Source organism: Synechococcus sp. BO 8801, from assembly GCF_002252675.1.
Lineage (GTDB): Bacteria > Cyanobacteriota > Cyanobacteriia > PCC-6307 > Cyanobiaceae > Cyanobium.
The window spans coordinates 266,762-279,228 of the sequence record NZ_NQKY01000002.1; the positions used below are offsets into that span (position 1 = coordinate 266,762).

Sequence of the window (12,467 nt, forward strand, 5' to 3'; positions counted from 1 at the left end):
TTGTACTGTCTCGCTGGAGTATGTTTTAATGAACTCAAGTAACTGATTAACCATGGCCGAGAAAGCTCCTTCCTCAGCGACCGACACAAAGTCTGCGAGTGAAGCATTTCAACAGAAGCTTTCCGACGGATTTATGGGCCTCTTCGAACTTGTTATATCCAATAGAAGAGGATATTATGCACTACACCCTGACAAGATCCCAACTCCAGAATCAGTAGGTTCTCTTATCAACTCATCCTCAGCTACAAATGCAGCAATTTCCGGAGGATTTAATCTGGCGCCCGGGCCTTGGGGCCTTGTAGGCATCGTTCCTGAACTCACATTGATTTTCCGAAACCAGCTAATGTTGATATACGACGTTGGAATGGCCTATGGCAAGTCTGACGTTCTAACAAAGGAACTTCTCGCCGGCGTTCTTCTAGATGCATTCGGAATTGGTGCGGGTAGTTTGATTGTTATGCAGGGGAGCAAGTTAATTGTAAAGCGGGTTTCACTCCGAGTCTTCCAGCGAATTGTGACCTTGCTGGCAGGTAAAGTTACCCAGCAAGCTCTAAAATCAGCGCTAAGCAAGTGGGTCCCAGTTCTTGGTGCTGCGGCGATGGCAGCTTGGGTTCACTATATGACTAAGAAGGTTGGCCGAAAAGCCGTGGAAATTCTTAGCAAAGACGTCTCAGTAGATCAAACAGAAAGTGATCAGGATAAGGCTGGTGAGTCTCCTGAAGTTACTCAAAATACAGAAACATCTAACGATGTATCTTCTGTTGTCCAGAGGATCAAGATACTTGTCTGTCTTGCAGCTATTGATGGAAAGACTCATGACCAAGAATCGGCTTTTATTGTCGAGATAATGTCAAGCTGCGATATCCCAGCAGTGGAGAAGGATAAAATCGTTGAAGCTCTCGCTAACTACAAGCAAATTGATGTCGACTATGGAGGTTTGGCCGCCAATCCAAGTGACTCGGTGGGAATCCTGGTCGACATGGTCGCCTTATCAAGGCGAGACGGGAGTATCCATCCAGCAGAAAGAATCTACATCCGAAAAGTTGGAGGAATCCTCGGAGTGGCTGAAGCCGATGTTAATGACTTGCTCGAAACAGTCTAAGTCAAGCGGTACAACATCACAATCCACCTGAACCGCCCCCATTCAAGCATGGATCAGATCTGGCGATGCCGATTGGCGGCAGGTGGTCATGAGCGTTAGTTCTGCTGTCGAGCCGATTGATTCTTGTGGTCAGATATTCAGGAAAGAATCTCTCGAAAGCCCTCGAAACGTATCTATCATTGGCTTTCTGGCAGTGGCTTGGGTTGAAATGGCAACTTGGTAAGTGTGCCGTCAAAAAAAGCTCAAAGGACAGGCACACACCCTGGAAGCCCGAGATCCAGGCGCGGATCAGTCCAGAGCTCAAGACGCATAGCAGATTCGCGGCCATGGGCCAGGTCGTTCATCGGCTCGGAGGGCTGGTGAACACGGACTCCAGCCAGTCGTAAGCACGCTGATGGAACAATGAACGCGCCATCTCCTCGCAATGCCCGCCGGCGCCTTCGGCTTTGGTGAAGCGCACCAGGGTCCGGGGACACCGCAGCGCGCCATGCAGCTGCTCCGCGAAGCGCGCGATCGGATCGCCTTCCGCCCAGGCCACCAGCGTGGGGCAGCGGATCTGTTCCGCGCGCCCCCTGAGGCTGTAGTCGCCGGCGATCCTGAAGTAATCGGCGAGGGAATCGAGGCCATGCACCCAGAGGGCCCGCTGGAAGGTCCAGTGCAGGGATGGATTGGAGCGGATCTGGCCCTGCAGGGCTTCGAGATCGGTGGGGGCGATTTCGGGCAGGCGTTCGCGCACGGCAGGCGGGAGCGGCAGGTTCGCCCGCAACGCTTCGAGAAGGTCCCACTGGCCGGGGTCGGCGATGCAGGCCGCAAGCCGGTGCTCCCCGCTGGCTGCACGGGGCGCCAGATAGCCGCCGAAGCTCCAGCCGATCAGCGCCATCCGCTGCGGGTCCACCTCCGGGCGGGAGTGCGCGTAGTCGACAACCGGGCGCACCACGTTCTCCCAGTCGGGGCGGAACACCAGGCCCTGGTGGATGAGGGGGCGGCCCTGGCCGGGGCCGTCGAAGGTGAGGCAGTGGTAGCCGCGGCGCACGGCGGCCACGGCATGGGCAAAGTGCGCCTCGTGCACGGTGGCGTCGTAGCCGTTGGTGGCGATCACCAAGGGGCGCGGCTGGCCCGAGTCATCGGCACGGTGGAAGTAGCCGGGCAGGCTCGTGCCCTCGTAGGGGATTTCCACGGCCTCCACCGCTGGCGACATTCGGGCGGCGGCTCTGGCGAACGCCTCGGCCTCCCGGTCGAAGGCCTCCACCAGCCGGACGTCCACAGGCACGCCGAAGAGCGGCAGGTAGGACGTGCGGTAGTAGTTGCTGGCCCGCAGGTAGGCCTCGCGAGCGCTCACCGAGCAGCCGGCCGCCGCACAGGATTCGGCGATCTGAAACACACGGTCGGCGGTGGCTGTCCAGGCCCGATACCAGCTGTCCGGATCGGCGGGCGTGATCTGCGCAGCCGTGACGAAGCACTCGCCGAAATCAGCACCCCCATAGAGCGCGTGCGAGAGGGCGCGGACGGCAAACCGCTCAAACAGCGTGTCTTGAAAGAAGAGCCCCATCGCGACGATCTCCGGCGGCTGCGCGAAGACGACCCAATACGCTCTGCATCATCACCGAGGGCTTCGGCGTTCTCATGCGCACGGCGGGCCTGAGCGCTGAGGCGACGGGTCTTCCTGCCCATGCGTGATCCGTTCGGCATCGGCAGTGTCTGCATCGTCAGGTGGACACCGCCGTTGACGTTAGCGTTAATCTGGCGCTTTGATCGACCCAGTCAGAAGCTCATGAACTCCACGTCTCTTGGAGCCATCCAACTCATGCTTGTGGCGGGCTCCGTTATCGCCGCTCTGTTTATTTTGTACCCAGCATTTCTGGCCTGGAGGTGGGGGGAGGAAAGCAGAAGCTGGCCAACGGTGACTGGAACGATCACCTATTCAGGCACGGTGTTTATCCTCAGTGGTGGCGATGGAAGTGCCGTGCACGCTTCCTATCGACCATGGGTTGTGTGCGAGTACTGCGTCGATCAAGCCAAGCACAAGTGCAGACGAATCAGTTTTGGATTCAGGTTCAATACAGTCCGCAGCAAAGCAGAGAAGGTGGCGGCTGAGTTCGTCGTGGGCCAGGATGTACTCGTGCATTACATGCCAGGCAAGCCCGCCATGGCGACGCTGAAGCCGGGGATCTCTGCTGGCCTATTGAGGTTCAATCTGCTCTACAGCGCCTTTCTGGTCACTCTTCTTGGGGGCGGTTGGATCTGGGTGGCTGTCCATTCCCTCGGGCGTTAGTTGGCGTTCCCCAGCAGGCGGCATCTGGCTGCCGACGCCAATGATATGGGTCTCTCTTCGTGGGGGAGGCTCCCCTGCGATCCTCAGGCCGAGAGGCTCAGATAGCCCAGGGCAAGCCGCTTGATCTCGGCAACCATTCGGAGTCGCTTCTCGGGCTCTTGCAGGCGGGACAGCCAGATCAGCGGTGTGATGGCCTTGACCAGCACAAGGGCCATCAGCTCCAGATCTGTCGTGGATGGGCTGGACTCCTGGTTCTTGCCGTCGCCGATGCCGCGCCCGGCGAGTGAGGCGGCGAGGTCAACGATGAGCTGAGCATCGGCGGCGTCTTCGGTCTCGCGGAGTTCCGGTACCGAGCCCTGGGTTTCCATGAAGATCGCGTGATACCCGGGATGGTCGTCGAAGAAGCGGGACGTGATGTCAATCAGCCGGCTGACGTACTCCGGTAAGGACAGCTGCATCAGTTCGGCGTTGTCGGCCAGGGCAAGCCGCTCGTGGAGCAGACGGTTGTACCGCTCCATCAGCAGGAGAACGATCGCCTTCTTGTCGGAAAAGAACTGATACAGCGAACCGATCGGCACCTGGGCCTTTTTGGCGATTTCGTTGGTGGAGGTGGCACCGAAGCCCTGGGCCACGAAAAGCTCCTCGGCCACGTCAAGGATGTGGTTGACGCGCTCCTGGCTACTCGCCTGTTGCGGCTTTCTGCGGATGCCACTGACCCGGGTCGGGCGGCTGGCCATGGGCTCCCCTTCGAACAGAGCAGTACGGGAGTCCTACACCCCCGCCCGACGCGGCAGGGCCCGCCTGGTTGACAGATGTGAGCAAAGCTCGTACGGTCTGCGGCATGAGCAAAGCTCACATCCTCCACGCCCCTGCGGCACCCTCCCCCATGCAAGACCTCCTGCTCGGCCTTGAGCGCGCCCCGTGGCTCTCGGACCTCCTCTCCCTCGGCGACTTTGCGCTGTTCGACAGCGCCCTGCCGGCTGCGGCCATCTACGCCCTGATCACCGTTCCCTTCTTCTTTGTCTTCTGGGTCTGGCGCCGGCAGGCGGTGCAGCCGCGGCGGATCCAGCCCAAGCAGCGCAGCACGTCCGCCCAATGGACCAGGGAGATTCGCCAGTCTCTGTCGAGCGTGGCGATCTTCACGCTCATCGACGTGGGAATCTTTCTGGCCGATCGGTCGGGCTTCACAACGATCTATCAGCACATTGGCGACTATGGCCTCGCCTACCTGGCGGCCAGTGTTGTCCTGATGATTGTGATTCAGGACACGTTCTTCTACTGGGCCCACCGGCTGATGCATTGGAAGCCCTTGTACCGCTGGAGCCACAGGGTCCATCACGAAAGCATCGACACCAGCCCCTTCACGGCGTACTCGTTCAGCCTGGTTGAAGCCGTTGTGGAAGGGATCCCCAACATCATCTTTCCTTTTCTCTTCCCGGTGCACTGGTCGGCGCTGATTGTCTATCAGGTGCTGTCGCTGATCATGAATGTGATCGGACACCTGGGCTATGAAATCATTCCCGAGAGCTGGAGCGGCCACTGGTTGTTGAAGTGGAAGACCCCCTCCACGCACCACAACATGCACCACTCCCATGTGAACGGGAACTACACCCTTTACTTCCGATTCTGGGATGTGTGGATGGGCACGGAATTCAAGGATTATCCGCAGAAGTTGCAGTCTGTCTACGAGCGGATCCGCCAGCACCGGCAGGCCGCTGATGAGAGCGCGACCCCGGACGTCCAGCTGCAACTCACCGCGCCAGCCACTTCTGCCTCCATCCCGGAGACTGCCGCATGAACGCCAACAGTGTTGCCCAGGCCATTCAACTCGTCATTGCTCCGTCCGTGATGCTGTCAAGCTGCATCGTCTTTCTGAACCTGACCCTGGGGCGCTACCTGAAGATCAGTGATCGCCTCCGCGGCATGACGAGGGAGCGCATTGACATCCTCAACAGGTACGACCCCCAGGATCATGCGTATCGCGATGGCCTGAGCCTGATCGACAAGCAACTGATTCAGCTGGCGGATCGCTATTCCTCTCTCCAGAAGGCGAGCCTGGTGCTTTACGTCTCGATCGTCCTGTTCCTGCTCAGCATGATGGCGATTGGTTTGTCGATCAATCTGTACCCCCTCTTCTTCTCCTTCCTGGCGATGGCGATGTTCCTGCTTGGATCGCTGGCCCTCCTGACCGCCATCATCCTTGCCATGTCGGAGGTGTCGGTCTCCCATCGCGCCGTACGGGCGGAAGTCCGATGGGCCATGTCCCTGAGGCCAGACCAGTAAGCGGCAGCGCAACGACCCATCACCACCATGACGATGCAACAGACATCCAGCGTTGTAAGGCTCACCGGTGCAGACCTTGACTGGGCAACCGCCCTGCTGGGCGCAGCCTTCCTCAACGAACCGCCCATGAGCCACCTCTTCACAGGCGCTCGACGCGAATGCCAGACCAGGGAGTTCGTGCGTTGTGCCTGCGCCTATGCGCTCCATTCCGGGGAGGTGTACACCACCAGTACCCGTCAAGGTGTCGCTCTCTGGCTCCCCCCTGGGAATACCAACATCAGCCTCCTAACCATGGCCCGCAGCGGCTTGCTGCTGGCACCCTTTCGGTTGGGCCTCACCACCCTGGCAAGGGTCCTGGGCTTCATGGAGCACATGGACACCATGCACAAGCAATCTGCGCCTACGCATCACTACTACCTTCTGATGCTTGGTGTGCATCCTCAGGCGCAAGGCAAGGGTGTTGGCAAGATCCTCATGAATCACCTGCTTGAACGTGCCGAGCAGGAGTCCATGCCTGTCTACCTGGAGACCCAAAGCGAGCGCAACCTGGACCTGTATCGGCGCTTTGGCTTCAACGTCGCCATCGAAGACTCGGTTCCTGGAATCACGGGCCTGAAGAACTGGGGAATGCTGCGAAGCGCCTCCTGACCCTGCGATCACACACGTCCCGACACCATCCCTTCATCAATCACACGACGCGCATCCACCATGGCAACACAAGCAACGTCAGATCAGCCGATCTTCGACACGATCATCGTTGGAGCAGGCCTTTCGGGGCTCTACGCAGCCCGTGTGCTGTCAAAGGCCGGGCAGCGGGTCGCCGTCCTGGAGGCACGCGATCGGGTCGGTGGGCTCACCTGCTCCCCATACAGCGAATACCTCGGCGAACACATCGACCTGGGCGGTGCCTGGCTCGCCGACAACCACACGCGCATGCATGAACTTGTGCGCGAATTCTCTGTGCCACTGATTCGCCAGTTCAAGACCGGGCAAGAGGTGGCGGTTGACGGAACGACAGCCCATGCCGGAGAGGTCGGCAGCTTTCCTGGTCGAGATGCGGCCCTGCCTGAACTCCAGGCCGCCATTGCCAGGCTGGAGGAGGCCCTCTCTGGCATCGACCTTGACGCGCCCTGGGACCACCCGATGGCCAAGGGCTTTGATGCCATCACCTTTGCCACCTGGCTTCAGCAGAACGTGGAGACACCGGCCACGCGCGAGCTCCTGGCGATGAGCACGAATGCTTACTTCGGGGTGATGCCAGCGGAAGTCTCTTTCCTCGAAACCCTGCATCTGTTGAAAACGTGCGGGGACATCATCTTCATGGGGGATACCCTCACCGGTGGACAGGCCGCCCACATGATGGGCAGCCAGTTGATCTCCGAGGGGCTGGCCGCCAGCGTCAACGGGGTTGTTTCCCTCCGATCTCCTGTGCGCCGGATCATTCAGAACGATCAAGGTGTCGTCGTGGAGTGCCACGATTCCACCTGGCAGGGCAAGCGGTTGATCTGTGCACTGCCGCCGGTGATGATCAATCGGTTGGAGTTTGAGCCACCCCTACCCGCTTATCGGCGCGCCTTTCACCAACGCTGCCCCATCGGTCGCTACACCAAGGCCATCCTTGCCTACGAAACACCGTTCTGGCGTGAGCAAGGGCTGTCGGGTATCGCCACGAGCCTCGATAACGGCATGACGGGCATCTTTGACCTTGGCGATGGCGACGCCAGGCATGGGGCCATCTCGATTCTGTTTGGCGGTGAGCCGTCGCTTCGGCTTGAGGACTTGAGCGTGGAAGAACGCGACCGAATCATTCTCGATCAGGTGGCCTTTGCCCTGGGCGAGCAAGGACGCCATCCCGTCGAGATGGTGGTCCAGGAGTGGGTCAACGAACCTTGGTCGCAGGGCGGCGCCTGCTCCTACATGACGACCGGGACCCTCACGACGATCGGTGATCGCCTCTGGCAACCCTGCGGCCGGATCTTCTGGGCTGGCACCCATCTGGCCCGCGCCTGGAGGGGCTACATGGAAGGGGCCTGCGCGGCGGGCGAAGCAGCAGCGAATGCCGTGCTGGCAGCGTCGCCATGAAACGGATGATTCCCCGCCGCCCATCTCTCGCGTTGTGACCGGACCCCAAGCCTTTCTCGCCCCACCCGCCACCAGTGGCCCCCCATGCACGGCCGTTGGCATCGATGTCGGCGGCCCCCGCAAGGGCTTCCATGCCGTGGCCCTCAGCGGCGGCGCCTACGCCGCCCAGTTGGCCACGAGCGATGTGCAGGACCTCGCCCACTGGTGCCGCTCCGTGGTCCAGGCGAGCGTGATCGCCATCGACGCCCCCTGCCGCTGGAGCAGCGACGGCCGCGCCCGACCCTGCGAACGGGAGCTGAGGCAGCAGGGGATCATCTGCTTCGCCTCCCCCACCCGCCAGGCCGCCGTGGCCCACCCCAACGGCTACTACAACTGGATGCTGCAGGGGGAGGCGCTGTATCAGGCCCTGGCGGCGTCCCATCCCCTGGTCGCTCGCCTGCCCATCAACGGGCCGGGCTGTTTTGAAACCTTCCCCCACGCCATCACCTGGCACCTGCGCGGCGGCCAGGCCCAGGCCTCCCAGAAGCGTGCGCAGCGCCGGGCGGTGCTGCAGCAGGCGGGCATCGACCTGGCACCCCTCACCAGCATCGACTGGATCGATGCCGCCCTCTGCGCCCTCACGGCCCACCATGCCGCCGTCGGTGGCGCCTGCGTGCACTACGGCGAACCGGAGACCGGCTGGATCGTGGTGCCTCACTGAGCCGCCGGGGCCTCGGCCCCGCGGCAAACGGAGATCAGCGCTCCCACCAGGCCGAGGGCGGCCGCCAGACGGAAGGCCAACTGCTGGGCGCCAAGAAAGGCCTCCAGCTGGGACCCGCCCAGCCGCGCTCCCACCTCCCCGGCCAGGGCGGCGTCGGCACCGGCGGCGCCAAGGCCGTGGGCGAGCAGGGAGGCCGCCAGCGCCGTGCCGATCGCCTGGCCGAAGTTGCGCGCTGTCGACAGGAACCCATTGGCCACGCTGAGGTGCTGCGGCGGCACGGTGTTGAGCGTGGCGCTGTTGTTGGGGGGATGGAACAGGCCGCCGCCCATGCCCAGCAGCACCAGCGGCCCGATGATGCTGGCGTCGGCAGCGTCCGGACCCAGCCAGGACAGGCCCACCAGGCCCGAACTGACGCAGAGCATGCCGGCGGTGCTCAGGGTCCGCGCCCCGGTCCGATCCCCCAGGCTGCTCACCGTCAGGCTCGTGGCGGTGAGCACCAGCGAGAGCGGCACGATCAGCACCCCCGACATCACCGGTGTGCGGCCCAGCACCAGCTGGGCGTACAAAGGCAGCAGGAAGTAGCAGGCCACCGCGGCCACGAAGTAGAAGGCGGCGGCCACCGAGCCGAAGGTGAAGGCCCGCGAGCGGAACAGGCTGAGGGTCAGCAGCGGTTTCGCCAGGCGCTGCTCCACCGCCACGAACAGGGCCAGGGCCGCCGCGCCGCCCAACAGGATCGCCAGGCTGGCCGGGCTCAGGCCCTGCTGGGAGAGCTGCTCGATCACCAGGAAGGGCGCGCTGGTGGCCACCACCGCCAGCACGGCCCCCGTCCAGTCCATGGCGCTGCGGTCCTGGCTGCGGGGGCGGGCCTTGAGGATCCGGAGGCTGAGGATCAGTCCGGCCAGGCTCACCGCCAGGATCACCAGAAACAGGGAGCGCCAGCCGAACTGGCCGATCAGCAGGCCGCCGAGCACCAGCCCCGTGACCTGGGCCAGCGCCAGGATCGAGGCGTTCACCGCCATGGCCTTGCGCCGCTCCTGCTTCGGGAAGACGGCGGTGATCTCGGCCATCACGTTGGCCAGCACCAGGCCGCCGCCCACGCCCTGGAGCACGCGGAAGCCGATCAGGATCTCCACCGTCGGCGCCAGCGCGCACAGGACCGACGTGACGACAAGAACGCCCATGCCGAGGACGACGATGCGCCGGCGTCCCCAGATGTCGGCCAGGCGCCCGGCCGGCAGCAGGGTGACCGTCACGGTGAGCAGGTAGGCGACGATCACCCACTTGAGAACCGGCAGCCCGACGCCGAACTGTCGCGCCATCGCCGGCAGGGCGAGGGTGACGATGAACCCGTCCATGTAGACAACGAAGTTGCCGCATTCCACGGCGGCCAGGGTCCACCAGCGGTCGGGATTGGCCGGCGGTGCATTCCCCGGCCGCTGGACGGCTGCGTTGACCTGGTCCATGGCCGGTGCTGCCCTGATGTTGAAGTCTCAGGTGCAGAAAGCTAGGGGACGTCGCCGGTGCGTGGGTTGCCAGAACATCGCCAGGCATCGGTGACGACAGGCTGATGGTGGCCAAAGCTTGGGCCCAGCTTTTCCGGCATCAGCTGGTCGGTTTTTCCTGCATCGGAAGCTCCATTTTTCCTGCATTAGAGTCTCGGCATCTGATGCATTGGCTCCCGCCGCATGGCCTCCGGCTACCGCCCCCGCATCGCCGATGCCGAGCTGCGGGCCTGCCTGGCCGCCGCCGGGGCTGTGGTGATCGAGGGCCCGAAAGCCTGCGGCAAGACCCGCATGGCCCAGCAGCTGGCCGCTTCCACGGTGCTGCTGGATGTGGACAGCAGCGCTCGCCAGGCCCTGGCCGTCGATCCGGCCCTGGTGCTGGCGGGGCCCCGGCCGCGCCTGCTGGACGAGTGGCAGGTGGAGCCGGCGCTCTGGAACCACGTGCGGCGGGCTGTGGATGCCGTTGACGCGCCCGGGCAGTTTCTGCTCACCGGTTCAGCGGTGCCGGCCGATGACGCCGAACGCCACACCGGAGCCGGTCGCTTTTCCTTTCTGCGCCTGCGCCCCATGACCTTGCTGGAGAGTGGCGCCGGCCAGGGAGGTGTTTCGCTGGCGGGCCTGCTCGAGGGCGTGCCGCCCAGCTGCGCCGATCCAGGGTTGGGCGTGGCGGATCTCGCCGAGCTCATCTGTCGCGGTGGCTGGCCGGCCCAGCTGGAGCGGCCTCTGGCGGCGGCCGCCCGGGCCGCCCGCGACTACCTGGAGCAGGTGCGGCAGGTGGACGTGCAGCGGGTGGATGGGCGGCGGCGGGATCCCCAGCGGCTGGGGGCCCTGCTGCGCTCCCTGGGCCGCAACGTGGCCACTGAGGTGCGCCTGTCCACCCTGGCGGCGGATGCCGGTGGAGCCGATGGGCCGCTCGACCCGCGCACCGTGGCCGACCATCTGCAGGCCCTGGAGCGGCTGATGGTGCTCGAAAACCAGCCCGCCTGGGGCCCCCATCTGCGCTCCAAGGCCACCCTACGCCAGGCACCCCGGCGCCACTTCTGCGACCCCTCCCTGGCGGTGGCGGCCCTGGGCGGCAGCCCCGATCGCCTGCTCAACGACCTGGAGTGGCTGGGTCTGCTGTTCGAGTCGCTGGTCATCCGCGACCTGCGCGTGCTGGCCCAGGGACTGGATGGTGAGGTGTTCCACTACCGCGACGACTACGGCGTGGAGGTGGACGCGATCGTCCAGCTGCGCGATGGCCGCTGGGGTGCGATCGAAATCAAGCTGGGCCAGGGTCAGGTGGATGCCGCTGCCGCAGGTCTGCTGCGCTTCTCCCAGCAGATCGATACGGCCCGCACCGGCGAACCTGCCTTCCTGGCGGTGGTCTGCGGCAGCGGCTACGGCTATCGGCGCGCCGATGGCATCGCCGTGGTGCCGGTGGGGGCGTTGGCGCCTTGAATAGACAGCAGGCCAAAGCACCGCCCATTCCAGGAGCAAGACATTGCCCTACGTGAACGTTCAGATCACCCGAGGTGCATCGCGGCAGCAGAAGGCCGAGATCGTCAGGGACATCACGGACTCACTAGTTCGTGTGCTCGGCAAGAAGCCCGAGCACACCCATGTCGTCATCCAGGAGATCGACGACGAGAACTGGGGGTTCGCCGGGATGCTCACGGACGACTGGAAGACAGCCCAGGCGGGGACATCCAGCCATGGGCGATAGACCTGCCACCGATTGGGAGGCGAGGTTCCAGGCCAGCCGGGAGCCCCAGGTGAAGGTGCTGGAGAAATCGTTCGCGGGCATCCCCGCCGGTGCCCGGATGCTGGTGGTCACCCCTCGGATCGTCGATGCGGAGGTGTGCGAGATCGCGCCTGGGGCCGTGATGACGGCGGCGACCCTGCGTCAGCGGCTGGCCGCGCGGCATGGGGCTGAGTACGCCTGTCCGGTCACGACCGGGATCGCCCTGCGGGTCGTGGCCGAGCGCTCCTACCTCCGCCTGCAGGCCGGTATGGACCCGGTCAAGCCGTTCTGGCGCGCGCTTGACCCCGACTGCGATCTGGCGGGCAAGCTGGCCTGTGGCCGGGAATTCCTGCGGCGAATGCGGTCGGCAGAGGCGGCGCCCCTGCGCACCGGTCGATGAAACCCAGGACCTTCGAAGGTGGCTGCCTCTGTGGCGCCATCCGGTTCCGAGCCACCGGTGCTCCGCAGAAGCCCCACACCTGTTCCTGTGCCATCTGTCGCCGGCACTCAGGCGCGCTCACGCTCACCTGGGTGGAGTTCCCTGCAGCAAGCGTCGAGTGGATCGGCCCCGGCGGCAGGCCCGCCACCTGGCGTTCCTCCGCCTTCTCCAGCCGGGCTTTCTGCAGCACCTGCGGCACCACGATCGGAGCCATCGACGACGAGCCGATCGTCGCCCTCGTCACCGGCGCCTTCGACAAGCCCCACCTCAAGGATCTGGCTCCGACGGCCCACTCCTACCTCTCGCGTAGGCCGCGGTGGTGGCATGTCGCTGCCGCGGCCAGGAGCCGCCGGGAGGACTGATG

General features: G+C 63.8%; 13 protein-coding genes and 1 pseudogene. 11 read left to right on the top strand and 3 right to left on the bottom strand.

Going from position 1 to position 12,467, the window contains the following annotated elements; translation table 11 throughout:
- Nucleotides 1-52: 52 nt before the first annotated feature.
- Nucleotides 53-1,102: a tellurite resistance TerB family protein gene (locus CJZ86_RS02805; protein ID WP_094584424.1), complete on the top strand. Its 1,050-nt coding sequence runs from the start codon at nucleotides 53-55 to the stop codon at nucleotides 1,100-1,102.
- Nucleotides 1,103-1,442: 340 nt separating this feature from the next.
- Here CJZ86_RS02805 and CJZ86_RS02810 read toward each other — a convergent pair whose 3' ends face one another.
- A complete protein-coding gene (locus CJZ86_RS02810) occupies nucleotides 1,443-2,651 on the bottom strand; it encodes an alpha/beta hydrolase family protein (protein ID WP_094584425.1) in 1,209 nt (402 codons plus the stop codon).
- Nucleotides 2,652-2,771: 120 nt separating this feature from the next.
- On the opposite strand from CJZ86_RS02810, the gene CJZ86_RS02815 reads away from it, so the two are divergent.
- Complete coding sequence (locus CJZ86_RS02815; protein ID WP_094584426.1) at nucleotides 2,772-3,374, top strand: DUF3592 domain-containing protein; 603 nt, start codon at nucleotides 2,772-2,774, stop codon at nucleotides 3,372-3,374.
- Between the two features lie 83 nt (nucleotides 3,375-3,457).
- On the opposite strand, the gene CJZ86_RS02820 is transcribed toward CJZ86_RS02815, so the two are convergent.
- Nucleotides 3,458-4,111 carry a TetR/AcrR family transcriptional regulator gene (locus CJZ86_RS02820; RefSeq protein WP_094584427.1) on the bottom strand — a complete coding sequence of 218 codons (654 nt, stop codon included), beginning with the start codon at nucleotides 4,109-4,111 and terminating at the stop codon, nucleotides 3,458-3,460.
- A 149-nt stretch (nucleotides 4,112-4,260) separates the two neighbouring features.
- Here CJZ86_RS02820 and CJZ86_RS02825 point away from each other — a divergent pair, with 149 nt between their 5' ends.
- The 5 genes from CJZ86_RS02825 to CJZ86_RS02845 are packed head-to-tail and all read left to right on the top strand — an operon-like array spanning nucleotide 4,261 to nucleotide 8,439.
- Nucleotides 4,261-5,172: a sterol desaturase family protein gene (locus tag CJZ86_RS02825; protein WP_158219493.1), complete on the top strand. Its 912-nt coding sequence runs from the start codon at nucleotides 4,261-4,263 to the stop codon at nucleotides 5,170-5,172.
- A complete protein-coding gene (locus CJZ86_RS02830; RefSeq protein WP_094584429.1) occupies nucleotides 5,169-5,657 on the top strand; it encodes a DUF2721 domain-containing protein in 489 nt (162 codons plus the stop codon). Before CJZ86_RS02825 ends, CJZ86_RS02830 begins: the two co-directional genes overlap by 4 nt.
- Nucleotides 5,658-5,684: 27 nt before the next feature.
- On the top strand, nucleotides 5,685-6,305 hold the full coding sequence (locus tag CJZ86_RS02835) for a GNAT family N-acetyltransferase (protein WP_094584430.1): 621 nt from the start codon (nucleotides 5,685-5,687) through the stop codon (nucleotides 6,303-6,305).
- A 60-nt stretch (nucleotides 6,306-6,365) separates the two neighbouring features.
- Complete coding sequence (locus CJZ86_RS02840; protein ID WP_094584431.1) at nucleotides 6,366-7,739, top strand: flavin monoamine oxidase family protein; 1,374 nt, start codon at nucleotides 6,366-6,368, stop codon at nucleotides 7,737-7,739.
- 34 nt (nucleotides 7,740-7,773) lie between these two features.
- On the top strand, nucleotides 7,774-8,439 hold the full coding sequence (locus tag CJZ86_RS02845) for a DUF429 domain-containing protein (protein ID WP_233133796.1): 666 nt from the start codon (nucleotides 7,774-7,776) through the stop codon (nucleotides 8,437-8,439).
- On the opposite strand, the gene CJZ86_RS02850 is transcribed toward CJZ86_RS02845, so the two are convergent.
- Nucleotides 8,433-9,902, bottom strand: a complete 1,470-nt coding sequence (locus CJZ86_RS02850) for an MFS transporter (protein WP_094584433.1) — start codon at nucleotides 9,900-9,902, stop codon at nucleotides 8,433-8,435. The two genes, CJZ86_RS02845 and CJZ86_RS02850, sit on opposite strands and share 7 nt — an antisense overlap.
- 222 nt (nucleotides 9,903-10,124) lie before the next feature.
- Here CJZ86_RS02850 and CJZ86_RS02855 point away from each other — a divergent pair, with 222 nt between their 5' ends.
- The 4 genes and pseudogenes from CJZ86_RS02855 (at nucleotide 10,125) to CJZ86_RS02870 (ending at nucleotide 12,465) form a co-directional block, all read left to right on the top strand.
- Nucleotides 10,125-11,381: an ATP-binding protein gene (locus CJZ86_RS02855; protein ID WP_094584434.1), complete on the top strand. Its 1,257-nt coding sequence runs from the start codon at nucleotides 10,125-10,127 to the stop codon at nucleotides 11,379-11,381.
- A gap of 37 nt (nucleotides 11,382-11,418) precedes the next feature.
- Nucleotides 11,419-11,646 (top strand): annotated as a pseudogene (locus CJZ86_RS02860) (tautomerase family protein); the annotation flags it as partial.
- Nucleotides 11,636-12,064: a hypothetical protein gene (locus CJZ86_RS02865; RefSeq protein ID WP_233133798.1), complete on the top strand. Its 429-nt coding sequence runs from the start codon at nucleotides 11,636-11,638 to the stop codon at nucleotides 12,062-12,064. The pseudogene CJZ86_RS02860 and the gene CJZ86_RS02865, both read left to right, overlap by 11 nt.
- A complete protein-coding gene (locus CJZ86_RS02870; protein WP_094584437.1) occupies nucleotides 12,061-12,465 on the top strand; it encodes a GFA family protein in 405 nt (134 codons plus the stop codon). Before CJZ86_RS02865 ends, CJZ86_RS02870 begins: the two co-directional genes overlap by 4 nt.
- The last annotated feature ends 2 nt before the right edge of the window (nucleotides 12,466-12,467 follow it).

What these genes read in the sequence shown, in the direction of transcription:
- CJZ86_RS02805 (WP_094584424.1), top strand. Translation starts at nt 53, where the DNA reads ATGGCCGAGAAAGCTCCTTCCTCAGCGACCGACACAAAGTCTGCGAGT.
- CJZ86_RS02810 (WP_094584425.1), bottom strand. Translation starts at nt 2,651, where the DNA reads ATGGGGCTCTTCTTTCAAGACACGCTGTTTGAGCGGTTTGCCGTCCGC.
- CJZ86_RS02815 (WP_094584426.1), top strand. Translation starts at nt 2,772, where the DNA reads ATGCGTGATCCGTTCGGCATCGGCAGTGTCTGCATCGTCAGGTGGACA.
- CJZ86_RS02820 (WP_094584427.1), bottom strand. Translation starts at nt 4,111, where the DNA reads ATGGCCAGCCGCCCGACCCGGGTCAGTGGCATCCGCAGAAAGCCGCAA.
- CJZ86_RS02825 (WP_158219493.1), top strand. Translation starts at nt 4,261, where the DNA reads ATGCAAGACCTCCTGCTCGGCCTTGAGCGCGCCCCGTGGCTCTCGGAC.
- CJZ86_RS02830 (WP_094584429.1), top strand. Translation starts at nt 5,169, where the DNA reads ATGAACGCCAACAGTGTTGCCCAGGCCATTCAACTCGTCATTGCTCCG.
- CJZ86_RS02835 (WP_094584430.1), top strand. Translation starts at nt 5,685, where the DNA reads ATGACGATGCAACAGACATCCAGCGTTGTAAGGCTCACCGGTGCAGAC.
- CJZ86_RS02840 (WP_094584431.1), top strand. Translation starts at nt 6,366, where the DNA reads ATGGCAACACAAGCAACGTCAGATCAGCCGATCTTCGACACGATCATC.
- CJZ86_RS02850 (WP_094584433.1), bottom strand. Translation starts at nt 9,902, where the DNA reads ATGGACCAGGTCAACGCAGCCGTCCAGCGGCCGGGGAATGCACCGCCG.
- CJZ86_RS02855 (WP_094584434.1), top strand. Translation starts at nt 10,125, where the DNA reads ATGGCCTCCGGCTACCGCCCCCGCATCGCCGATGCCGAGCTGCGGGCC.
- CJZ86_RS02865 (WP_233133798.1), top strand. Translation starts at nt 11,636, where the DNA reads ATGGGCGATAGACCTGCCACCGATTGGGAGGCGAGGTTCCAGGCCAGC.
- CJZ86_RS02870 (WP_094584437.1), top strand. Translation starts at nt 12,061, where the DNA reads ATGAAACCCAGGACCTTCGAAGGTGGCTGCCTCTGTGGCGCCATCCGG.